General features: G+C 74.0%; 16 protein-coding genes. 12 read left to right on the top strand and 4 right to left on the bottom strand.

Going from position 1 to position 22,197, the window contains the following annotated elements; all coding sequences use genetic code 11:
* Nucleotides 1–11 precede the first annotated feature (11 nt).
* From ACIP5K_RS22580 to ACIP5K_RS22565, 4 genes are all read left to right on the top strand, one after another.
* Entirely contained in the window at nucleotides 12–950 is a 939-nt protein-coding gene (locus ACIP5K_RS22580) for a cellulose-binding protein (protein WP_401412030.1), read from the top strand.
* A gap of 82 nt (nucleotides 951–1,032) precedes the next feature.
* A complete protein-coding gene (gene def, locus ACIP5K_RS22575; RefSeq protein WP_401412029.1) occupies nucleotides 1,033–1,644 on the top strand; it encodes a peptide deformylase in 612 nt (203 codons plus the stop codon).
* Nucleotides 1,645–1,759: 115 nt separating this feature from the next.
* A complete protein-coding gene (locus tag ACIP5K_RS22570) occupies nucleotides 1,760–2,296 on the top strand; it encodes a CAP domain-containing protein (protein ID WP_401412027.1) in 537 nt (178 codons plus the stop codon).
* Nucleotides 2,297–2,405: 109 nt separating this feature from the next.
* Complete coding sequence (locus ACIP5K_RS22565; protein WP_401412026.1) at nucleotides 2,406–3,164, top strand: metallophosphoesterase family protein; 759 nt, start codon at nucleotides 2,406–2,408, stop codon at nucleotides 3,162–3,164.
* Between the two features lie 15 nt (nucleotides 3,165–3,179).
* On the opposite strand, the gene ACIP5K_RS22560 is transcribed toward ACIP5K_RS22565, so the two are convergent.
* The 3 genes from ACIP5K_RS22560 to ACIP5K_RS22550 form a co-directional block, all read right to left on the bottom strand.
* Nucleotides 3,180–4,796, bottom strand: a complete 1,617-nt coding sequence (locus tag ACIP5K_RS22560; protein ID WP_401412288.1) for a cation acetate symporter — start codon at nucleotides 4,794–4,796, stop codon at nucleotides 3,180–3,182.
* Nucleotides 4,797–4,825: 29 nt separating this feature from the next.
* Nucleotides 4,826–5,176 (bottom strand): DUF485 domain-containing protein, encoded by a 351-nt coding sequence (locus tag ACIP5K_RS22555; RefSeq protein ID WP_401412024.1) that lies wholly within the window; start codon nucleotides 5,174–5,176, stop codon nucleotides 4,826–4,828.
* A 614-nt stretch (nucleotides 5,177–5,790) separates the two neighbouring features.
* Nucleotides 5,791–7,290: an MFS transporter gene (locus ACIP5K_RS22550; protein ID WP_401412022.1), complete on the bottom strand. Its 1,500-nt coding sequence runs from the start codon at nucleotides 7,288–7,290 to the stop codon at nucleotides 5,791–5,793.
* Nucleotides 7,291–7,583: 293 nt separating this feature from the next.
* Here ACIP5K_RS22550 and ACIP5K_RS22545 point away from each other — a divergent pair, with 293 nt between their 5' ends.
* The 4 genes from ACIP5K_RS22545 (at nucleotide 7,584) to ACIP5K_RS22530 (ending at nucleotide 15,546) form a co-directional block, all read left to right on the top strand.
* The gene (locus ACIP5K_RS22545) at nucleotides 7,584–8,372 is read left to right on the top strand and encodes an ABC transporter ATP-binding protein (RefSeq protein WP_401412020.1); all 789 of its coding nucleotides are present in this window, start codon (nucleotides 7,584–7,586) and stop codon (nucleotides 8,370–8,372) included.
* A complete protein-coding gene (locus ACIP5K_RS22540; RefSeq protein ID WP_401412019.1) occupies nucleotides 8,369–10,951 on the top strand; it encodes an ABC transporter permease in 2,583 nt (860 codons plus the stop codon). The genes ACIP5K_RS22545 and ACIP5K_RS22540 overlap by 4 nt, the downstream gene beginning before the upstream one ends.
* A gap of 184 nt (nucleotides 10,952–11,135) precedes the next feature.
* Nucleotides 11,136–14,669: a transcription-repair coupling factor gene (mfd, locus tag ACIP5K_RS22535; RefSeq protein WP_401412017.1), complete on the top strand. Its 3,534-nt coding sequence runs from the start codon at nucleotides 11,136–11,138 to the stop codon at nucleotides 14,667–14,669.
* 133 nt (nucleotides 14,670–14,802) lie between these two features.
* Nucleotides 14,803–15,546: an HNH endonuclease family protein gene (locus ACIP5K_RS22530; RefSeq protein ID WP_401412287.1), complete on the top strand. Its 744-nt coding sequence runs from the start codon at nucleotides 14,803–14,805 to the stop codon at nucleotides 15,544–15,546.
* Nucleotides 15,547–15,631: 85 nt separating this feature from the next.
* On the opposite strand, the gene ACIP5K_RS22525 is transcribed toward ACIP5K_RS22530, so the two are convergent.
* Nucleotides 15,632–16,483 (bottom strand): DUF4352 domain-containing protein, encoded by an 852-nt coding sequence (locus tag ACIP5K_RS22525; protein WP_401412015.1) that lies wholly within the window; start codon nucleotides 16,481–16,483, stop codon nucleotides 15,632–15,634.
* Nucleotides 16,484–16,686: 203 nt separating this feature from the next.
* Here ACIP5K_RS22525 and ACIP5K_RS22520 point away from each other — a divergent pair, with 203 nt between their 5' ends.
* The 4 genes from ACIP5K_RS22520 to ACIP5K_RS22505 all read left to right on the top strand — a co-directional run bounded on the left by ACIP5K_RS22520 (nucleotide 16,687) and on the right by ACIP5K_RS22505 (nucleotide 22,023).
* The gene (locus ACIP5K_RS22520) at nucleotides 16,687–18,786 is read left to right on the top strand and encodes an N-6 DNA methylase (RefSeq protein ID WP_401412013.1); all 2,100 of its coding nucleotides are present in this window, start codon (nucleotides 16,687–16,689) and stop codon (nucleotides 18,784–18,786) included.
* 122 nt (nucleotides 18,787–18,908) lie between these two features.
* Nucleotides 18,909–19,544 (top strand): hypothetical protein, encoded by a 636-nt coding sequence (locus tag ACIP5K_RS22515; RefSeq protein ID WP_401412011.1) that lies wholly within the window; start codon nucleotides 18,909–18,911, stop codon nucleotides 19,542–19,544.
* Between the two features lie 5 nt (nucleotides 19,545–19,549).
* A complete protein-coding gene (locus ACIP5K_RS22510) occupies nucleotides 19,550–21,115 on the top strand; it encodes a protein kinase (RefSeq protein WP_401412286.1) in 1,566 nt (521 codons plus the stop codon).
* Between the two features lie 194 nt (nucleotides 21,116–21,309).
* The gene (locus ACIP5K_RS22505; RefSeq protein ID WP_401412009.1) at nucleotides 21,310–22,023 is read left to right on the top strand and encodes a hypothetical protein; all 714 of its coding nucleotides are present in this window, start codon (nucleotides 21,310–21,312) and stop codon (nucleotides 22,021–22,023) included.
* Nucleotides 22,024–22,197: the final 174 nt, after the last annotated feature.

Genomic DNA, 22,197 nt, shown 5'->3' with positions numbered 1-22,197 from the left:
GTGAACCCAGAATGAGCCCTGTGAGCGCCAGCGGTGCGGGTACGGGTGCGTCGGCTTCCGGAGCGTCGGCGTACGGCTTCGTCGTCACCCGGGGCCGGGGTGTGCGCGGCTACCGGCCCGAGCAGGTGGAGGCCTTCGCCGGGGGGCTGTCGCAGGAGCGCGACGCCGCCTGGGAGCGGGTCGCGCGGCTGACCGTCCTGCACAAGGAGATGGAGGCGGAGGCGGAGCGGCTGCGCGAGGCCGTGGCCCGGCTCGCCCCTCAGACGTACGCCTCGCTGGGCAAGCGCGCCCAGTACCTCCTGGAGCTGGTGGAGGAGGAGACCGCCGCGGTGCGGCACACCGGGCGCGGCGACGCGCAGAGCGCCACCGAGGCCGCCGGGCGGGCCGGCGCCGAGCTGCGGGACGCCGCGCAGGCCTACGCCGACGAGGTGCGCGGCGCGGCCGAGGAGTGGGCCCGGCAGCGGGAGGCGGCGACCCGGGCCGCCGCCGACGAGGTCCGCGTCGCCGCCCGCCGGGAGGTCAAGGAGACGCGGAGCGCGGCCCTGGAGGCGCTGCGGGACATGCGCCGCCGCTGCGAGAGCGCCCTCGCCGACCAGGCCAAGGAGCAGGCCGGGCGGATCGAGGAGCTGGAGCGCGAGGACGCCGGACGCGTGGCCGCCGCCGAGGCCCGGGAGACCGCCGCCGTCGCCGAGGCCGAGGCGCGGCTGTCCGACGCGAAGCGGGCCCTGGCCGAGGCCGAGGAGGCGGCGCGGCACCGGCAGGAGGACGCCGACGCCGCCGCGGCCGAGCTGGTCGCGCAGGCCAGGGCGCGCGAGGAGCGGATCGGGCGGGAGACCGAGGGGGTGCTGCGCGAGCACGGGGAGGCGCGCGAGGAGCTGCGGGCCCACATGGACCACGTACGCAGCTCGCTGGCCGCGCTGACCGGGCGGGCGCCGGCCGAGTCCGAGTAGGGGGGCCGCCGGGCGGGTGCCGCCTGCTACGTTGCCGGGACCGGCGCCGCCGGGGCGCCAACGGGCATACGGAAGGCAGGGGTTGACGGTGACGAGCGAGGAGCGGCTGCTGCCGGAGGTCGAGCGGGGAGCCGTGCGGCGCATCACCGTCGTCGGCGAGGACGTGCTGCGGCGGCGCTGCCGGCCGCTCACCCAGGAGCACTTCGGCACCCCCGCGCTCGACCGCCTGATCGACGACATGTTCGCCACCAACCACGTCGCCCACGGCGCGGCCATCGCCGCCAACCAGGTCGACGTCGACCTCCAGCTGTTCGTCTACGACATGGAGGACGACTGGGGCGTGCGGCACACCGGCGCCATCGCCAACCCGGTGCTCGACGAGGAGCCGCCGGCCCGGCGGCGGCTGATCGAGGGCATGGAGGGCTGCCTGTCCGTGCCCGGCCCCTACAAGGCGGTCGCCCGCGCCGACCACACGGTCGTGCGCGGCCGGGACAAGGACGGCGCCCCGCTGGTGGTGGAGGGCCGCGGCTACTTCGCCCGCTGCCTCCAGCACGAGACGGACCACCTGCACGGCCGCCTCTACCTCGACCGCCTCGCCCAGCGCGAGCGGCGGGACGCGCTGCGCGAGATGGCGGAGCTGCGCGACGGGGTGCTGGCCCGGCGGGCGGCGGTGGCGGAGCGCCTGGGCAAGTGAGTTCGGCGCCCGCCGCCCGGCATGTTGCGCCGGGCCCGGGCCCCCGCTCGTCGGCACACTGCTGGCAGCGCCCCGGTGAACGGTCCGCGGGCGCGGCGCGACGAGAGGGACGAGCGTGAAGCGCAGCACGATGGCGGGGGTCCTGGCGACGGCGGCGGCCTCGGTGGCCCTGCTGGCCGGGACCGCGGGCACGGCGGCGGCCGGGGCCCCGGAGCCCGGGGCCGCCTACCACCCGGACGTGGACTGGATCACCTGCCAGGTCAACCAGGAGCGGGCCGCGCACGGGCTGCCCGGCCTGCGGCTGTCCGACCGGGCCTCCGAGGTGGCGGGCGCCCACGCCCGCGACATGGCGGGCCGGGGCCGGCTCAGCACGGTGGGCAGCGACGGGCGCGACCTGCGGACCCGGCTGACCGACGCCGGACTCTTCTCCGCCCACGCCGAGGAGTTCATGTACTCCGGCTACCGGAACGACGCCTACTTCGCGGACACCGTCACCGACCCGGACCCGGGCAACGACATCTACGCGTCCCTGATGAGCCGCGAGGTCACGGCGGTCGGCATCGGCTACGACCGCGCCTACTGGGACGTGGACCTCCTCGGCCCGCACCGCAAGCTGGTCACGCGGGCGGCGGTGTGCGCGGCCGCGCCCTGATCCCCGCCGCCCGCACCCGCGGTGCCCCAGTCCCCCCGGACCCATGGCTTCGTCCACGCGTCCGGGGGAACCCGGCAGGGTCCACCACCCGAGGTCGCGAGGTCTGCCCATGGTCGCCAGTGTCGCCGTCCTGTCCGATGTCCACGGCGTGCTGCCGGCCCTGGAGGCGGTCCTGGCCGAGCCCGACGTCCGGTCGGCCGAACTGATCGTGGTCACCGGCGACCACGTGGCCGGCCCGCAGCCCGTGGAGGTGCTGGACCGGCTGCGGGCGCTCGGCGAGCGGGCCGTCCTGGTCCGCGGCAACGCCGACCGCGAGCTCGTCGCCCTGGCGCGCGGCGCGGTCCCCGGCGGCGCGGCCTGTGACATCGACCTGTGGGCCGCCGGCCGGCTGCGGCCCGCGGACGTCGCGTTCCTCGCGGCGCTGCCCCACCCGGTGACCCGGCACGTCGACGGCTTCGGCACGGTCGTCCTGTGCCACGGGACGCCGCGCGACGACGAGGAGGTCGTCCTCGTCGACACCCGCCCGGAGCGCTGGGCGGAGGTCTTCGCCGACCTGCCCGACGACGTCACGACGGTGGTCTGCGGGCACACGCACATGCCGTTCCTGCGGCTCGTCGACGGACGCCTCGTCGTCAACTCCGGAAGCGTCGGCATGCCGTACGGGAGGCCCGGCGCCTCCTGGGCGCTCCTGCGCGACGGCCAGGTGCAGCTGCGGCACACCGCGTTCGACGTCGACGCGGCCGTGGACCGCATCGCCCGCGCGTCGGACTACCCCGGCGGCCGCGCCTGGGCCGACACGTACGTGCGCGCTGCCGTCGGCGACGCCGAGGCGCTGCGCACCTTCGCCCCGCGCGACGGCCGGCCCTAGCTCCCCGGGGGCCGCTCAGCCGGTGCCGGGCGGTCGGGGGCCGGTGCGTCCGTCCGGCGCCGCCGCCGGCGCGCCCGCCAGGATCCAGGTCTCCACCGCCTCGTACTGCTGCCGCTGGCGTGCCGCCCTGCCCGGCGGGGTCAGGACGGTGCCCAGCCAGCCGAGGAGGAAGCCCAGGGGGATCGAGACGATGCCGGTGGTCGTGAACGGGAACCAGTTCAGGTCGTGGCCGGGGAAGGCCGACCCGGGGGAGCCCGAGACCAGGTTGGAGCCCGCCATCAGGACCAGGCAGGCCGTGGTCCCGCCGAGCAGGGTCCACAGCAGGCCCGCCCGGGTGTAGCGGCGCCAGAAGAGGCTGTAGACCAGGGCGGGGGCCAGGGCGGAGGCGCCCAGGCAGAAGGAGAGCGTGGTCAGCGGCTGGACGTTGCGGTGCTGGACCAGGGTGGCCAGGAGGACGGCGGCGCCGCCCACCGCCAGGGCCGACACCCGGGCCGCCTTCAGCTCGCCGCGCGGTTCCCGCGCCCGCCTCCCGTACGCGAACACGTCGTGGGCCAGCGAGTTGGCGCAGGCCAGGATCATGCCCGCCACCGACGCCAGCAGGGTCAGGAAGATGGCCGTGGTGACCGCCGTGAACAGCAGCGCCTCCGCCGTCGACAGGGTGCGGCCGAACGCGGCGCGCGCTCCGAGCAGGAACGCCGTGCTGCCCTGCGCGCTGGCCGACACGATCCCCGTACGTCCCACCAGGGCGGCCGCGCCGACCCCGAGCACCGCGACGACCAGCATGAAGACGCCGACCGCGGACACCGCCCAGGACATCGAGCGGCGCACCTCGCGGGCGTTGCGCGCCGTGTTCATACGCATCGTGACGTGCGGGAGCGTGGCGCCGCCGAGGACCACGGTCAGCTCCGCGCTGATCATGTCCAGGCGGGGGAAGGCGCTGCCGGTGAACTGGAGCCCCGAGGTCAGGTAGGCGCGGCCCGCGCCGCTGCGGTGGGCCGCCTCGGCGAGCAGGGCGCCCGGGTCCCAGTCGAAGCGGTACAGGATCACCGCCGCGACGGCGACGCCCGAGCCGAGCAGCATCACCATCTTGAAGATCTGGATGACGGCGGTGCCCTTCATGCCGCCGATCGCCGCGTAGCTGATCATGAGTGCGCCGACGCCGACCACGCAGACCGTCTTGAAGGTCTCGTCGCTGAAGCCCAGCAGGAACGCCAGCAGGTCGCCCGCGCCCGCGAGCTGCACCAGCATGAGCGGGACGAGCGCCGCCAGCGTCACCGCGCAGGCCGCCGTCCGCGCCGCCCGGCCCGGCATCCGGCGGGCGAGGACGTCGCCCAGGGTGAACAGGCCCGCGTTGCGCAGTGGTTCGGCGAGCAGGAACATCAGCAGCGTCAGCGAGAGCGCCGTGCTCAGGGCCAGCACCACGCCGTCGTAGCCGACCAGCGCGATGATGCCGGTGGTCGTCAGGACGGTCGCCGCCGAGATGTAGTCGCCAGCGATCGCCAGCCCGTTGCGCATCGGGGTCAGCCGGCCGAAGCCCGTGTAGAACTCCTCCAGGTCGTCGCGCTCGGGGCTGGTCACGATGCACAGCAGCAGCGTCGCCGTCGCCACCGCCGTGAACGCGGCCAGCGACATGGACTCGGCCGAGGTCGCCCCCAGCGCGGTCACGGGCGGCCGCCCAGGCGGCGCAGCCGGTGGGCCAGCGGGTCGACGCGGCGTCGGGCCGTGCGCTCGTAGAGGATCAACGCGACGCCGGTGACCGGGAGTTGGAGCAGGCCGATGAGCAGCCCCGTCGAGAGGCCGCCGCTGACGGAGCGGTTCATCAGGCCGGGGGCGAACGCCGACAGGAGCAGGAAGAGGGTGAAGTGGCCGAGGGCGGTGAGGGTGGCGACCCGGCGCTGCCAGCGGTAGGCGGTGCGCAGCAGGCGCAGGTCGCCGCTGGGGCCGGTGGGGGGTGGCAGGTCGGGGTGTCGGGGGAGGCGGTGGGTGTGTGTCTGCGGTGGGCGGTACGGCATCCCGGTCTCCTTGCCTGGCTCGGGGCCGCCGGGTCGGGCGGGCCGCAGGGAGGGGTGTGGGGAGCCGGAACGTTACTCGGAGGTAGCCGCCCGGGTGACCCCTTTCCCCGATCCGGCCGGGCCGCGCGCGGGGGTATTTCTCGGGGTGCGGCCCGGTGGGGGCCGGTCGCGCAGTTCCCCGCGCCCCTGGGCCGTCTGTTACGCGCGCCACCGTGGGGGCTGGTCGCGCAGTTCCCCGCGCCCCTGGGTAGTTGTTCGTCTGCGGGCCGGTGGCCGCGTCTCGCGCAGTTCCCCGCGCCCCTGAGGCGTGCGCTGCGCGCAGCCTCCCCTTGAGGCTGCGCTTCGCGCGCCTCTCCCGGGCGCGCGGAACGGTGGTGCGCCTCTCCTGGGAGGCGGGAGGGTGGCGCGCCTCTCCTGGGAGGTGGGTCGGTGGTGCGCCTCTCCGATGAGATGGCGCACGCAGTGCGCATCTCAGGGGCGCGGGGAACTGCGCGACCAGCCACGACGGTGGCGCGCGTGAAGAACGACCTAGGGGCGCGGGGAACTGCGCGACCAGCCGCGACGGTGGCGCGCTCGACGAGCCGTCCGGAAGGGCGGGTTGGGCAATGGTGGGGTCAGTCGTGGGGGGAGGGGTGGGGCAGGGGGTGGGGGAGTGTTGTGGGGGGAGTGGGGGGTGAGGTCAGGACCGGGAAGCGGCGCGGGGCCAGGGCGATCAGTACGGCGAGCGCCACGGCACCGGCACACGCGGCACCCACGTACACGGCATCGACCGCCGCGTCGATGGCCCGGCGCACACCGTCCGTGCCGGCCCCGCCGACCACCGAGTCGAGATCGGTGCCGGCGCCGAGCCGGTGCGAGATCACGCCGTTGGCGACGGCCCCGAAGACGGCCGCGCCGACGGTCTGCCCGATCTGCCGGTAGAAGAGGATGGACGCGGTGGCCGTGCCGCGCTCCGCCCACCCCACGGTGGACTGCACGCCGATGATGAGCGGCAGTTGGAACAGCCCGAGCGCCGCCCCGAGCAGCAGACTCAGCAGCGTGGGCTGCCAGACGGCGCCGGGGAACGGCAGCAGCGGGAACGCGGCCAGCAGCCCGAGCGCCGCCGTCATCCCGATCAGCGCGGTGTCCCGGAAGCCGATCCTGCGATACACGTGCTGGCTGAGCGCCGCCGAGACCGGCCAGCTCAGCGTCATCACCGACAGCACGAACCCGGCCGCCGTCGGCGACAGGCCGAGCACCGACTGCGCGTAGGTGGGCAGGAACGTCGTCGGCGCCACCATCAGCAGCCCCATCGCGCACAGCGCCAGATTGACCGCCGCGATGGTGCGCCGCCGCCACACCCAGCCGGGCAGGATCGGCTCGGGCACCCGCCGCTCGACCAGGACGACCCCGCCGATCAGCGCGACCCCGGTGCACAGCAGCGCCACCGACGTCGCCGACCCCCACGCCCAGGCCACCCCGCCCTGCACCAGCCAGGTCAGCAGCACCCCGCCCGCCGCGAACACCCCGAGCGCGCCCGCCCAGTCGATCCGCGGGCGCGGCCCGGGCGCACGGGCCGGCTCGTGCAGGTGCCGTACGACGAGGAACAGCGCGACCGCGCCGATCGGCAGGTTGATCAGGAAGATCCAGCGCCAGCCCGCCGTCGAGGCGAGCAGCCCGCCGAGCGCCGGACCGAGGACGGACGACGTCGCCCACACCGTCGACAACCGCGCCTGGATCCTGGGGCGTTGCTCCAGCGGGTAGAGGTCGGCGGCCAGCGTCTGCACGGTGCCCTGGATCGCGCCGCCGCCCAGCCCCTGCACCACCCGGAACGCGATGAGCGCCGCCATGTTCCACGCGCTCGCGCACAGCACCGACCCGGCCAGGAACAGCACGCTGCCGGCGAGCAGCACCGGTTTGCGGCCGAGGGTGTCCGACAGCTTCCCGTACACGGGCAGCGTGACCGTCACCGCGAGCAGGTAGCCGGAGAACAGCCACGAGAAGACCGAGAAGCCGCCGAGGTCCCCGACGATCTGCGGCACCGCGGTGGAGACGATGGTGGAGTCGAGCGCCGCCAGCGCCATGGACAGCATCAGTGCGGCGACCACCGGGCCGCGCGTGTTCCTGCTCCGCATTTCTTTCCCCCTGCACCTATCTTCCGGGGGAGCTTATGCGGGTGGAGTCGACCCTGAGTAGGGCTCCACCTCAGGGTGGACCGCCCCTAGGGGTACCTCCGTAGACCGGACCGGGGACGGTTCGTCCCGCCGGAGGAGGAGCGGTGCGGGGGTTCTTCCTACCGTCGAGGGGTGGGGTTTTCCCCCGGGAAGGACGGTGACTTCCACCAGGGCGTCCGGGGCCCCGCGACACGAGACTTGAGGCCACGGCGCGGACACGTATGGATCCGCGTCACCGACATAGGAGACCTACCGTGACATCGGCTGTGACCATTCCCAGGACCGGGGGCACTGGAGAGCGTACGGCCGTTGCCGCGCGGGCGCGGCAGGTCGTGAAGGCGTACGGGTCGGGGGAGACCCGGGTCGTCGCGCTCGACCACGTGGACGTCGACATCGCGCGGGGGCAGTTCACCGCGATCATGGGCCCGTCGGGCTCCGGCAAGTCCACCCTCATGCACTGCCTCGCCGGGCTCGACACCGTGAGCGGCGGCCGGATCCACCTCGACGAGACCGAGATCACCGGCTTGAAGGACAAGAAGCTCACCCAGCTGCGCCGGGACCGGATCGGCTTCATCTTCCAGGCGTTCAACCTGCTGCCGACGCTGAACGCGCTGGAGAACATCACGCTCCCGATGGACATCGCGGGCCGCAGGCCCGACCGCGCCTGGCTGGACCGGGTCGTGGAGACCGTCGGCCTCGCCGGGCGCCTCAAGCACCGGCCCGCGCAGCTCTCCGGCGGCCAGCAGCAGCGCGTCGCCGTCGCCCGCGCCCTGGCCGCCCGCCCCGAGATCATCTTCGGTGACGAGCCGACCGGAAACCTCGACTCGCGGGCCGGCGCCGAGGTGCTCGGCTTCCTGCGCCGCTCGGTCGACGAGCTGGGCCAGACCATCGTGATGGTCACCCACGACCCCGTCGCCGCCGCCTACGCCGACCGCGTCCTGTACCTGGCCGACGGCCGCATCGTCGACGAGATGCACCGGCCGACCGCCGACGCCGTCCTGGACCGCATGAAGGACTTCGACTCCCGGGGCCGTACGTCATGAGCGCCAACACCGTCCTGAAGACGTCGCTGCGCAACTTCGTCGCCCACAAGGGCCGGATGGCCCTCTCGGCGATCGCCGTCCTGCTGTCCGTCGCCTTCGTCTGCGGCACGCTCGTGTTCACGGACACGATGGACAAGACCTTCGACAAGCTGTTCACGGCCACGTCGTCGGACGTCACCGTCAGCCCGAAGGGCTCCGCCGCCGAGGGCAGCGCGACCGGCCGCCCCGAGTCGCTGCCCGCCTCCGCCGTCGCCGCCGTCGCGAAGGCCCGGGGCGTCAAGTCGGCCGAGGGCGCGGTCAGTTCGATGAACGTGACCGTCGTCGACGCGAAGAACAAGAACATGGGCTCCGAGAACGGCGCGCCGACGATCGCGGGCAACTGGACCCGCAACGACCTCCGCTCCATGGAGATCACCGCCGGCCACGCCCCGCGCGGACCGACCGAGGTCATGGTCGACTCCGACACCGTCGCCAAGCACCACCTGAAGCTGGGCGACGAGCTGCGCACCATCGCCGCCACCGGCGACCACACGGCCCGGATCGCCGGCATCGCCGCCTTCACCGTCACCAACCCCGGCGCGGCCGTCTTCTACTTCGACACCGCCACCGCCCAGCGCGAACTCCTCGGCACGACCGGCCGGTTCACGCAGATCAACGCCGTCGCCGCGAGCGGTTACAGCGACGCGCAGGTCAAGCGGCACGTCCAGGACGCTCTCACCACCCCGTACAAGGTCCAGACGCAGCAGGAGGCCGCGGACGCCAACGCCTCCGGCGTCTCCTCCTTCATGGACGTCATCAAGTACGCGCTGCTCGGCTTCGCCGGGATCGCGTTCCTCGTCGGCATCTTCCTGATCATCAACACCTTCTCGATGCTGGTCGCCCAGCGCACCCGCGAGATCGGCCTGATGCGCGCCATCGGGTCGAGCCGCAAGCAGGTCAACCGGTCGGTGCTCGTCGAGGCGCTGCTGCTCGGCGTCGTCGGCTCCGTCCTCGGCGTCGGCGCCGGGGTCGGACTCGCCGTCGGGCTGATGAAGCTGATGTCCGCCGCCGGCATGGACCTGTCCACCGACGACCTCACCGTGCGGTGGTCGACCCCCGCGATCGGCCTGCTCCTCGGCATCGTCGTCACCGTCCTCGCCGCCTACCTGCCCGCCCGCCGGGCCGGCAAGGTCTCCCCGATGGCCGCCCTGCGCGACGCGGGCACCCCCGCCGACACCCGGGCCGGAGCCGTCCGCGCCGTCCTCGGCATCCTCCTCACGGGCGGCGGCGGGTACGCCCTCTACCTCGCGACCCGGGCCGACAAGGCCGGCCAGGGCTCGCTGTGGCTCGGCGCCGGCATCGTCGCCACCCTCATCGGGTTCGTCGTCGTCGGTCCGCTCCTGGCCGGGCTCGTCGTCCGCGTCATCAGCGCCGTGCTGCTCCGCTTCTTCGGGCCCGTGGGCCGCATGGCCGAGCGCAACGCGCTGCGCAACCCGCGCCGCACCGGCGCCACCGGCGCGGCCCTGATGATCGGCCTCGCGCTCGTCGCCTGCCTCTCCGTCGTCGGCTCCTCGATGGTCGCCTCGGCCACCGACCAGCTCGACAGGTCGGTCGGCGCGGACTTCATCGTCGAGCCCGGCAACGGCGTGATCACCCCGCAGGCCGCCGCCGCCCTGAAGAAGGTCACGGCGACCGGCGACCTCGACCACGTCACCGAGGTCAAGTACGTCCAGACCACGCTGACCACGCCCGACGGCACCCAGGAGAAGCAGGAGCTGGTCGCCGCCAGCCCGTCCTACGCCCAGGACCTGCGCCGCGAGGCCACCTCCGGCACGCTGGCGGCGGCCTACGGCAAGAACGCCATGTCGGTCGGCTCCGCCTTCGCCGAGAAGACCGGCGTCGAGGTCGGCGACGTGCTGACCGTCGCCTTCGAGCACGGCCGCACCGCGAAGCTCAAGGTCGCCGCGATCACCTCCGACGACACCGTCTTCGACAAGGGCGCGATGTACACCAATATCGCGACCCCCGCCCGGTACCTGCCCGAGGACCGCGTCCCGCTCAACGGGATGATGTTCGCCAAGGCCGCCGACGGCAAGGCCGACCAGGCGTACGCGGCGCTCAAGAAGTCCGTCGCCGCCGACCCGACCGTCAAGGTCAAGGACCAGACCGACTACAAGCAGACCCTCAAGGACCAGATCGGCCAGCTCCTCAACATGATCTACGGGCTGCTCGCCCTCGCGATCATCGTGGCGGTGCTCGGCGTCGTGAACACCCTCGCCCTGTCGGTGGTGGAGCGCACCCGGGAGATCGGCCTGATGCGGGCCATCGGCCTCTCCCGCCGCCAGCTGCGCCGCATGATCCGCCTGGAGTCGGTCGTCATCGCCCTCTTCGGCGCCCTGCTCGGCCTCGGCCTCGGCATGGGCTGGGGCGCGACCGCCCAGCAGCTCCTCGCCCTGGAGGGACTGGGCGTCCTGGAGATCCCGTGGCCGACGATCCTCTCGGTCTTCGTCGGCTCGGCCTTCGTCGGACTGTTCGCCGCGCTGATCCCGGCGTTCCGGGCGGGCCGGATGAACGTACTGAACGCGATCGCCACCGACTGACCGGCCGGTGCCCCGAGGGGCCCGGGGAGCGCACGCTCCCCGGGCCCCTCCGGCCGTGCCCGCCGCGGGGACGGCCTCGTCCGGGCGGCACCCGCTCCGGCGACGTACCCTGGAGGACCCCGGCCCGTGAGACGTGTCGGGCCCTTTGCGTTGCCCACCCCGGACGGGAAAGGCCTAGGCCCCCATGAGCCTGCACGGACTGCTCGACGCCGTCGTCAAGGACGCGGCCCTCACCGAAGCGGTGAAGGCCGCGGGTGACGGCAACCGCATGCACATCGACCTGGTGGGCCCGCCCGCGTCCCGCCCCTTCACGGTGGCCGCGCTCGCCCGCGAGGCCGGGCGGCCCGTGCTCGCCGTCACCGCGACCGGCCGGGAGGCCGAGGACCTGGCCGCGGCGCTGCGCTCGCTGCTGCCCGCCGACGGCATCGTGGAGTACCCCTCCTGGGAGACGCTGCCGCACGAGCGGCTCTCCCCGCGCTCGGACACCGTCGGCCGCCGCCTCGCCGTGCTGCGCCGGCTGCGCCACCCCCGCGCCGACGACCCGGAGACCGGCCCGGTCTCGGTGGTCGTCGCCCCGATCCGCTCCGTGCTCCAGCCGCAGGTCAAGGGCCTCGGCGACCTGGAGCCCGTGGCGCTGCGCACCGGCGAGTCCGCGGATCTGAACGCGACGGTGGGAGCGCTCGCCGCGGCGGCCTACGCGCGCGTGGAGCTGGTTGAGAAGCGCGGCGACTTCGCCGTGCGCGGCGGCATCCTCGACGTGTTCCCGCCGACCGAGGAGCACCCGCTGCGCGTGGAGTTCTGGGGCGACGACATCGAGGAGATCCGCTACTTCAAGGTCGCCGACCAGCGTTCCCTGGAGGTCGCCGAGCACGGGCTGTGGGCGCCGCCCTGCCGCGAGCTGCTGCTCACCGACGACGTCCGGGCCCGAGCGGCCGAGCTGGCGGAGCGCCACCCCGAGCTGGGCGAACTGCTCGGCAAGATCGCCGAGGGCATCGCGGTCGAGGGCATGGAGTCGCTCGCCCCCGTCCTCGTCGACGAGATGGAACTGCTGATCGACGTGCTCCCGGCCGGCGCCATGGCCGTCGTCTGCGACCCCGAGCGCGTGCGCACCCGCGCCACCGACCTGGTGGCGACCTCCCAGGAGTTCCTCCAGGCGTCCTGGGCGGCGTCCGCGACCGGCGGCGAGGCCCCCATCGACGTGGGCGCGGCCTCGCTGCGCGCCATCGCCGAGGTCCGGGAGCGGGCCCGCGAGCTGGGCATGATGTGGTGGACGGTGTCGCCGTTCGCCGCCGACGCCGCCGGGCTCGACGCGGACACCCTCCAGCTCGGCATGCACGCCCCCGAGACCTACCGGGGCGACACCGCCCGCGCCCTGGCCGACACCAAGGGCTGGCTCGCCGACGGCTGGCGCGCGGTCTACGTCACCGAGGGGCACGGCCCCGCCTCCCGCACCGTCGAGGTGCTCGGCGGCGAGGGCATCGCCGCCCGCCTGGACAAGGACCTGGGCGACCTGGCGCCCTCCGTCGTCCAGGTGTCCTGCGGCAGCCTCGAATTCGGCTTCGTCCACCCGGACCTGAAGGTCGCCGTCCTCACCGAGACCGACCTCACCGGGCAGCGGACGGCCGGCAAGGACGGCCAGCGGATGCCAGCCCGCCGCCGCAAGACCATCGACCCGCTCACCCTCGAATCCGGCGACTACATCGTGCACGAGCAGCACGGCGTCGGCCGCTACATCGAGATGGTGCAGCGCACCGTGCAGGGCGCCACCCGCGAGTACCTGGTCGTCGAGTACGCGCCCGCCAAGCGCGGCCAGCCCGGCGACCGGCTGTACATCCCCACCGACCAGCTGGAGCAGATCACCAAATACGTGGGCGGCGAGGCCCCCACGCTGCACCGGCTCGGCGGCGCCGACTGGACCAAGACCAAGGCGCGCGCCAAGAAGGCCGTCAAGGAGATCGCCGCCGACCTGATCAAGCTGTATTCGGCCCGCATGGCGGCGCCCGGCCACGCCTTCGGCGCGGACACGCCCTGGCAGCGCGAGCTGGAGGACGCGTTCCCGTACGCGGAGACGCCCGACCAGCTGACCACGATCGCCGAGGTCAAGGACGACATGGAGAAGACGGTCCCGATGGACCGGCTGATCTGCGGCGACGTCGGCTACGGCAAGACGGAGATCGCCGTCCGCGCGGCCTTCAAGGCGGTCCAGGACGGCAAGCAGGTCGCGGTCCTGGTCCCGACGACGCTGCTCGTGCAGCAGCACTTCGGCACGTTCTCCGAGCGCTACGCCCAGTTCCCGGTCAGCGTGAAGGCGCTGAGCCGGTTCCAGACGGAGACCGAGTCGAAGGCCACCCTGGAGGGGCTGCGCGAGGGCTCCGTCGACATCGTCATCGGCACCCACCGGCTGTTCTCCTCCGAGACCAGATTCAAGGACCTGGGCCTGGTCATCGTCGACGAGGAGCAGCGGTTCGGCGTCGAGCACAAGGAGCAGCTGAAGAAGCTGCGGGCCAACGTCGACGTGCTGACGATGTCCGCGACCCCCATCCCCCGTACGCTGGAGATGGCCGTCACCGGCATCCGCGAGATGTCGACGATCACGACGCCGCCCGAGGAGCGCCACCCGGTCCTCACCTTCGTCGGCCCCTACGAGGAGAAGCAGATCGGCGCGGCCGTCCGCCGCGAACTGCTGCGCGAGGGGCAGGTCTTCTACATCCACAACCGGGTCGAGTCCATCGACCGCGCGGCGGCCCGGCTGCGCGAGATCGTGCCGGAGGCGCGGATCGCGACGGCGCACGGCCAGATGTCCGAACAGGCCCTGGAGCAGGTGGTCGTGGACTTCTGGGAGAAGAAGTTCGACGTCCTGGTCTCCACGACGATCGTCGAGTCCGGCATCGACATCTCGAACGCCAACACCCTCATCGTCGAGCGCGGCGACAACTTCGGCCTGTCCCAGCTGCACCAGCTGCGCGGCCGGGTGGGCCGCGGCCGCGACCGCGGCTACGCGTACTTCCTGTACCCGCCGGAGAAGCCGCTCACGGAGACCGCGCACGAGCGGCTCGCGACCATCGCCCAGCACACGGAGATGGGCGCCGGCATGTACGTGGCGATGAAGGACCTGGAGATCCGCGGCGCGGGCAACCTGCTCGGCGGCGAGCAGTCGGGCCACATCGCGGGCGTCGGCTTCGACCTGTACGTGCGCATGGTCGGCGAGGCCGTCGCCGACTACCGGGCCTCCCTGGACGGCGGGGTGGAGGAGGAGCCGCCGCTGGAGGTGAAGATCGAGCTGCCGGTCGACGCGCACGTCCCGCACGACTACGCGCCGGGGGAGCGGCTGCGCCTCCAGGCCTACCGCTCCATCGCCTCGGCGAACTCCGAGGAGGACGTCACCCACGTCCGCGAGGAACTCACCGACCGCTACGGCAAGCTGCCCGAACCGGTGGAGAACCTGCTGCTGGTGGCGGGGCTGCGCATGCTGGCGCGCGCCTGCGGGGTGGGCGAGATCGTCCTCCAGGGCAACAACATCCGCTTCGCGCCGGTGGAGTTGCGGGAGTCGCAGGAGCTGCGGCTGAAGCGCCTGCACCCCGGCACGGTCATCAAGCCGGCCACCCACCAGATCCTCGTCCCCCGCCCGAAGACGGCCAAGGTCGGCGGCAAGCCCCTGGTCGGCCGTCAGCTGCTGGCCTGGGTCGGCGAGTTCCTGACGACGATCCTGGGGTCGTGACCCCCGCTCCCCGGGCGCCCGGCGCGCCCGGGGAGCCCCCGCATCCCCCGGCCCGCACGGGGCATTCGTAGCCTTGGACCGGCGTGGCCGGTGCGACGGGCATCGGATGCGGACGTGTGGGAGGGGTGGCGTGATGCGAGGCGTGGGGCGGGGTGCGGTGGCCGTCGTGCTGGCCGGGGTGGCGGTCACCGGCTGCAAGGCCGAGCTGGACACCGGCGGGAGCGCGACCGGGAGCGGGGGCGGGAACCCGGGAGCCGGGGCGCGGGGCAAGGCGGGCAGCGCGCTGGCGGCCGTCGACTCGCTCACCGTCAAGGGGCGGGCGCCCAAGACCGGTTACGCGCGGGAACGGTTCGGCACCGCCTGGGCCGACACCGACTCCAACCACTGCGACACCCGGGACGACATCCTCAAGCGGGACCTGAAGAGCGTCCGGTTCTCCGACGGCGAGTGCAAGGTCTCCGGCGGCCGGCTCGACCCCGACCCGTACAGCGGCAAGGACGTCACCTTCACCCGCGGCAGCAGCAAGGTCGACATCGACCACCTGGTCTCCCTGTCCGACGCCTGGCAGAAGGGCGCCTTCAAGTGGGAGCCGGGCAAGCGCATCGCGCTCGCCAACGACCCGCTGAACCTGCTGGCCGTCGACGCGACCCCCAACCGCAGCAAGGGCGACGGCGACACCGCGACCTGGCTGCCGCCCGACAAGGGCTTCCGCTGCACGTACGTCGCCGGTCAGGTCGCCGTGAAGAAGAAGTACGGGCTGTGGGTGACCGGCGCCGAGCGCGACGCCATGAAGAAGGTGCTGGGCGGCTGCCCCGACCAGAAGCTGCCCACCGGCGGGAATCCGACCGCGGCGCCCTCGCGCTTCCACGCCAGATGAACCCAGATGAACACGGCACGCGCTCTTCGGCGCGTGCCGTGTTCGGCGTCCCCTCGGGCGGGCTCTCGTCCGCGACCGCGCGGGATCAGATGGTGAGGTCCCACTGCGTGCCGTCGTACTCGAAGCTCGGCGTGACCTCGACCGTGAGGTTCTCGGCGTCGGCCGGGGCGTCGAAGGCGTAGACGACCGTCGCCTTCCTGCCGGGCAGGATCGTCCCGCTGAAGCCCCCGCCGACCTTGCCGTCGAAGATCTGCTCGGCGGTCACGCCCGCCTTGCCGGCGCGGGCGTCGGCGGTCAGCAGCGTCGCGTCGAACTTCGCCTTGCTGTCGTTGGTGACCGTGACGGTGACCTTGTACGCCTTGTTGCCCTTGCTGTGGCCCGCGGCGTACGCGTCCGGGGCGAACCGCACCGCGTTCGACACCGACACCGTCAGGTCGTCGTCGTAGACCACCGCGTCGCCCGCGTCGAGCGCCTTGCCCGCGGCCGGCTTGTCGGCCTTGTCGTCCTTGTTGGCCTTGTCGGTGTCGCCCTTGTCGCCCTTGTCGCTCTTCGGGGCGCTCTCGGTGCCCTTGGCCTTCGTGTCCGACACCGACTCGTTGAACTGGTCGACCGCGTCGTCGACGGCCTTGAACGTCGTGTACGCGCCGAAGACCGCGAGGCCCATCGCGGCCAGGCCGAGGAGCGCGCCGGTCAGCGCCACGCCCTTGTTCGTGGCCTCGCCCCGCCTGGCGCGGCCCCGGCCCGTCAGGCCCAGGATCAGGGCGATCAGCCCGAGGACCCCGGCCAGCCAGAACAGGATCGGGACCACGCCCGACACGGCGCCGACGATGCCCAGGATCAGCGCCGCCGTCCCCAGCCCGTTCCGCGCCGCCTGCTGGGGCTGCGGCTGCTGGAACGGCGGGTACTGCGGGTGCTGCTGCGGCTGGGTCTGAGACATGACTGTTCCTCCGTGATGAGAGAAGCCAACCTCCCCCCGGCTTTCCGTGTATCCGGCGGTTGGCTGGGTCAAGAACACCATCATCTGTGAACCGAATCAACCGTGTTCACATGAATCTGGTGGCGATCGGTTGTGAATGCGGTTCTTAGGTGGAGGTCGATAGGGTCGGGTCCACACGTCATGCCACGAGGGGAGCCGGAGCGGTGCGGGACAACGCGACAGAGGTGACGGCCGCCGGGATCGCCCGGCTCGCCGGGGTCGGCCGGGCCGCGGTCTCCAACTGGCGGCGGCGGCACGCCGACTTCCCCAAGCCCGTGGGCGGCACCGACACCAGCCCCTCCTTCGCGCTCACCGAGATCGAGGAGTGGCTGCGCGAGCAGGGCAAGCTCGCCGAGGTCCCGCTGCGCGAGCGCGTCTGGCAGCAGCTCGCCGGCCACCCGGCGGGCCCGGTCACCGCACTGCTGCACGCCGGGAGCGTCCTGCTCCTCGTGCACGACCGGCCCACCGAATGGCTCGCCCTGAGCGCCACGACCGACGACCGCGGCCTCGCCGAGCGCCTGTCGGCCGCCCTCGAAGGCGTCCTCACCCCCCGCTTCGGGGCGCCCCCCGGGCGCGCCCTCGCGACCCCGGCGCCCGCCGCCCTCGTCCCGTCCGTCCCGCTGCTGCGCGGCGCCGCCGAACTCGCCGCGGACGTCGGCGCGCGCCGCGCCTTCGCGTTCCTGCTCGGCCGCCACCTGGACGCGAACCCGCGCCAGTACACGCTGACCCCGCCCGGCCCCGCCGCCCTGATGGCCGCCCTCGCCGGGCCCGCCGCCACCGCCCTCGACCCGGCCTGCGGCACCGGCGCCCTGCTGCACGCCGTGCGCACCCACGGCGCCCCCTGCGGACAGCGCCTCTACGGCCAGGACTCCGCGCCCGAGCTGGCCGCCCTGACCGCCCTGCGGCTCGCGCTCGACGGGCCCGCGGGCGAGGGCGCGGGCCCCACCGTGCGCACCGCCGCCGCCGACACCCTGCTCGCCGACGCGCTCGACGGCGTCAGCGCCGACGTCGTCCTCGCCCACCCGCCGTTCAACGAGCGCGGCTGGGGCCACGACGAGCTGGCCTACGATCCGCGCTGGGAGTACGGCTTCCCGGCCCGCACCGAGTCCGAACTGGCCTGGGTGCAGCACGCGCTGGCCCGCCTGCGCGACGGCGGCACCGCGGTCCTGCTGATGCCGCCCACCGTCGCCTCCCGCCGCTCGGGCCGGCGGATCCGCGCCGACCTGCTGCGCCGCGGCGCCCTGCGCGCCGTGATCGCGCTGCCCGCGGGCGCGGTCCCGCCGAACAACATCCCGCTGCACCTGTGGGTCCTGCGCCGGCCCGGCGGCACCGCGGTCCCCGCCCCCGAACTGCTCCTCGTCGACACCACCTCGCTGGCCGCCCCGGGCGACGTGCGCGAGCAGCAGGCCTGGGCCACCGTGCAGGACGCCGTGCTCGACGCCTGGCGCGCCTTCGACCGCGCGGGGACGCTGGCCGAGCGCCCGGGGGTGGCCCGTTCGGTGCCGGTCATCGAACTCCTCGACGACGAGGTCGACCTCGCGCCCGCCCGCCGGCTGCCCCCGCCGGCCGCGGGCGGCAGCGGCGCCGCCGGGCTGACCGCCGTGCGCGAGGAGCTCGCCGGGACCCTGCGGCTGACCACCGGGCTCACCCCGCGGCCCGCCGTCCCCGCCGCCGACCCCGCCCGCTGGCCGCTCACCACGGTCGGCGAACTCGCGCGCGCGGGCGCCCTGTTCCTGCGCACCCCGGCCGCCTCGGGGGCCGACTCCCGCACGGGCGGCGCCGCGCGGGTGCCGGTCCCGGTCCTCACCGACCACGACGTGCTCACCGGCGCCGCCCCCTCCGGCACCTTCGGCGGCGACGACGAGCCGTTCCTGCTGCGGGCCGGGGACGTCGTCGTGCCCGTCGTCGGCGGCGGCGCCACCGCGCGCGTGGTGGACGGTCCCACCGAGGGCGCCGCTCTCGGCCGCGGCCTCGCCCTGCTGCGCCCCGACCCGGCCGCGCTCGACCCCTGGTTCGTCGCCGGGTTCCTGCGCTCCACCGCCAACAACCGGCAGGCCAGCAGCTACGCCTCCACGGCGACCCGGCTCGACGTGCGCCGGCTGCAACTGCCCCGCCTCCCGCTGCCCGAACAGGCCGGGTACGGCGAGCGGTTCAAGGCACTGGCCGCGTTCGAGGACGCCCTGCGGCTCGCGTCCCGGCTCGGCGAACAGCTCGTCCAGGGCCTCCACGACGGCCTGACGGACGGCACGCTCGCCCCCGAGTGACCGTCACGGAACAGGCAGGTCCGCAACGGTTCGGTACAACCCCGGGCCGGTTGTCATGATCGGCCTATACGCTCGAAGGAGCACGCGGTTCGAACACCGGTCACACACCAGCAGGAGCATCCATGCACGGCCACGGCTACGCGCCTCCGCCCAGGCTCCCCTCGTCCGGAGCGCAGTCGGGTCTGCGCGTGCTCTTCGTGGCCATCGGCGTGCTCTCGTGCGGCTTCCTCGGGTTCGTGCCGGTGCTCCGGCTCGCCGTGACCACCCGCAGGAAGGCCGACTGGAGCGTCTTCGCCGCCGTCGCGGCGGTCCAGCTCGTCTGCTGGGCGGGCGTGTTCGGCGACCCGGGCGCCGAGGAGTTCACCACCTGGTGGGGGAACACCGCGATGGGGCTCATGCTCGTGAACGTCGTCGCCTCGGTCTCCTACTACCTGATCCGCGACATCCACTTCGCCCGCAGCCACCCGCACCCCGTGGCCCCGGCGCCGTACGGCATGCAGCCGCCCCCCGTGTACGGCTACCCCCAGCCCCAGCCCCAGCCCCAGCCCCAGCCCCAGCAGTACCCGCAGGGGCCGGTCGCGCCGCCGATGCACGGGATGGGCACGCAGACGGGCGGCGGCACGCCCCTGCCCACGCCCGCCCCCGCGCCCCGGCCCAGCGCACAGCCCCAGCCCCAGCCGCCGCAGCGCATCGACCAGGTCCGCGCGGAGCTTGACGAGCTGAGCGACTACCTGCGCAAGCAGGACGGCGGCCGGTGACAGCTCTGTCCGCGCACCCCGGCCTGCCCACCGCCGGCGGCCACCTCATCGCGGGGCGCTACGAACTCTCCTCGCTCATCGGCCAGGGCGGCATGGGCCAGGTCTGGACGGCGTACGACCAGCGCCTCGACCGCCGCGTCGCGGTGAAGCTCGTCCGCCCCGACCGGGTCGCGGGCGCCGAGGCCGAGGAGCTGCGCCGCCGCTTCCTGCGCGAGTGCCGCGTCACGGCCCAGGTCGACCACCCCGGCCTGGTCACCGTGCACGACGCCGGCACCGAGGGCGGCGAGGGCACCGGCGGGGCCTCGTTCCTCTATCTCGTCATGCAGTACGTCGACGGCTCCGACCTCGCCGACCACCTCGCCGAGCACGACCCGTACCCGTGGCCGTGGGCGGTCTCGGTCGCCGCGCAGCTGTGCGCCGTGCTGTCGGCCGTGCACGCGGTGCCGATCGTCCACCGCGACCTCAAGCCGCGCAACGTGATGGTGAAGAAGGACGGCACCGTCACCGTCCTCGACCTCGGCGTCGCCTCCGTCCTCGACACCGACACCACCCGCCTCACCCACACCGGCTCACCCATCGGCACGCCCGCGTACATGGCACCCGAGCAGGCGATGGGCGGCGCCGTCGGCCCGTACACCGACCTGTACGCGCTCGGGGTGCTGCTCCACGAACTGCTCAGCGGCGACGTCCCGTTCGCGGGCACCACCGCCCTCGGCATCCTGCACCGCCATCTGTACGAGGCCCCGGTCCCGGTCCGCCGGCTGCGCCCGGAGGTCCCCGAGGCGCTGGAGCAGCTGGTCCTGCGCCTGCTCGCCAAGGACCCGCAGCACCGGCCGGCGTCCGCCCAGCAGACGTACGAGGAGCTGCTGCCGCTGCTGCCCGCGCGGGGCGTGCCCACCGGCCGCCCGCTGGACCCCACCCGCCCGTTCCTGCGCCCGCACGCCCCGTGGCCCGACCGGGCCGTGACGCCCGCGCCGCAGCCCGCCGGCTCCGACGTCCAGGGCGACCGGCCCGACGTGGCCCGCGCCGTCGACGAGGTCAAGCGGCTCCTCGGCGAGGGCCGCATCACCCAGGCCGTCGACATCCTCGGCGCGATCCTGCCCGCCGCGGCCGCCCAGCACGGCGAGCACTCGCCCGTCGTGCGCACCCTGCGCAAGCAGTACGCGGCCACGCTCATGGACGACGGCCAGTACCGCCGCGCCCTGCCCGAACTGCGCCGCCTCGCCGACGAACGGGCCGCCGAGGCGGGCCACGCCGACCCGCGGTCCCTCCAGTTCCGCTACGAGGTCGCCCAGTGCCTCGAAGCCCTCGGCGAACCGGCCGCGGCGCTCGCCGAGTACCGCTCCCTGCTGCCGTACTACGAGAACCAGTACGCGACGACGGACCTGCGGCTCGCCCTCGAAGTGCGCCGCCGCATCGGCCAGTTGCTGCTCGCGGTCGGCGACCGGGGCGCCGCCCAGGAGACCCTGGTCCGGCTGCTGCACGACGCGGAGCGCCTGCACGGCCCCTCCCACCCGTTCCCCAACGAGGTCCGGCGCACCCTCCAGTGGCTCGGCCAGGTCAGGGGCTGAGCGGCAAAGAACCGGTCATCCACCGGTCAAGAACTGTCAGTGGGCTGGCTGTTCCGCACACCACCCGGCATGATCAGCTGGCTCGCAGTGCGCTGCCCCGTCCCCGGGCATGCCCCGCCCCGGCCCTCACCGCGCCGGGGACTGCTGGAGCATCCGCGTATTCCTGTCTCACGAGAAACACCGAGAACACCCCCATGCGCTCCATGACCCGTGCCGCCGTCCTGCTCTGCGCGACCGCCGCCCTCCCGCTCGCCCTGACCGCCTGCGGCCCGGACGACAGCACCGACGCCAAGGCGCCGGCGGCCTCCTCCGGCCGCGCGAAGGACCCCGACGCGGGCCTGGCCACCGGCGCCCGGCTGAAGAAGGCGCTCGCACCCGCCGCGTTCTTCGGCTCCGGCTACTCCCTGGACCCGTCCGCGGCCCGGGACACCGGCGACACCTACCAGAAGCAGGCCGCCCACCCGGCCGCGCTCGCCCACCCCGACTGCACCAAGCTCGGCGGCACCAGCTGGATCGCGCTCACCGGCGACGAGGGCGTCTCCTTCGCGCAGAACGACTACGTCGACGCCGACTCCTCCGTCGACATCGCCCAGGAGATCGACACCTTCCGCGGCGCGACGGCCGGCACCGTGATGCGGCACCTCGAAAAGGTCGTCGCCGCCTGCCCCGCCTACCGCGACGCGGACACCAAGTCCCGGGTCACGGTGGCCGGAGCGGCGACCGACGGCCTCGGCGACAGCGCGTACACCATCACGCTGACCGACCCGACCTGGACCAACGGCACCACCCTGATCGCGGTCCGCAAGGGCACCGACGTCGTCACGGTCATGTCCACGGACGGCCACGACGACGGCGCCGCGACGGCGAAGCGGCTCGCCGCGAAGGTGACCGCGGCGCTGGGCTCCTAGCGAAAGGCCCCGGGCCACCCGCGCACCGGAGCGCGGGCACCGGCTGACGGCGGCTCAGTACCTCAAGTCGCGGCGAATCGTTGTCGAATAGGTGGCCGAGGCATCGGCCACCTCCTAACATCATCATCGCCGGACTTTGTGCACCGACGCACAAACTCGCCGCAGGGAGGCCCA

The sequence above is a fragment of the Streptomyces sp. NPDC088785 genome (genome assembly GCF_044750685.1).
Classification (GTDB): domain Bacteria; phylum Actinomycetota; class Actinomycetes; order Streptomycetales; family Streptomycetaceae; genus Streptomyces.
The sequence above is the reverse complement of the archived record's forward strand: the minus strand, read 5'-3'. Positions and strand labels throughout refer to the sequence as shown.

Bases quoted from the DNA above. Each gene is read 5' to 3' on its own strand.
- ACIP5K_RS22580 (WP_401412030.1), top strand. From the start codon at position 12: ATGAGCCCTGTGAGCGCCAGCGGTGCGGGTACGGGTGCGTCGGCTTCC.
- ACIP5K_RS22565 (WP_401412026.1), top strand. From the start codon at position 2,406: ATGGTCGCCAGTGTCGCCGTCCTGTCCGATGTCCACGGCGTGCTGCCG.
- ACIP5K_RS22560 (WP_401412288.1), bottom strand. From the start codon at position 4,796: ATGTCGCTGGCCGCGTTCACGGCGGTGGCGACGGCGACGCTGCTGCTG.
- ACIP5K_RS22555 (WP_401412024.1), bottom strand. From the start codon at position 5,176: ATGCCGTACCGCCCACCGCAGACACACACCCACCGCCTCCCCCGACAC.
- ACIP5K_RS22550 (WP_401412022.1), bottom strand. From the start codon at position 7,290: ATGCGGAGCAGGAACACGCGCGGCCCGGTGGTCGCCGCACTGATGCTG.
- ACIP5K_RS22540 (WP_401412019.1), top strand. From the start codon at position 8,369: ATGAGCGCCAACACCGTCCTGAAGACGTCGCTGCGCAACTTCGTCGCC.
- mfd (WP_401412017.1), top strand. From the start codon at position 11,136: ATGAGCCTGCACGGACTGCTCGACGCCGTCGTCAAGGACGCGGCCCTC.
- ACIP5K_RS22530 (WP_401412287.1), top strand. From the start codon at position 14,803: ATGCGAGGCGTGGGGCGGGGTGCGGTGGCCGTCGTGCTGGCCGGGGTG.
- ACIP5K_RS22525 (WP_401412015.1), bottom strand. From the start codon at position 16,483: ATGTCTCAGACCCAGCCGCAGCAGCACCCGCAGTACCCGCCGTTCCAG.
- ACIP5K_RS22515 (WP_401412011.1), top strand. From the start codon at position 18,909: ATGCACGGCCACGGCTACGCGCCTCCGCCCAGGCTCCCCTCGTCCGGA.
- ACIP5K_RS22505 (WP_401412009.1), top strand. From the start codon at position 21,310: ATGCGCTCCATGACCCGTGCCGCCGTCCTGCTCTGCGCGACCGCCGCC.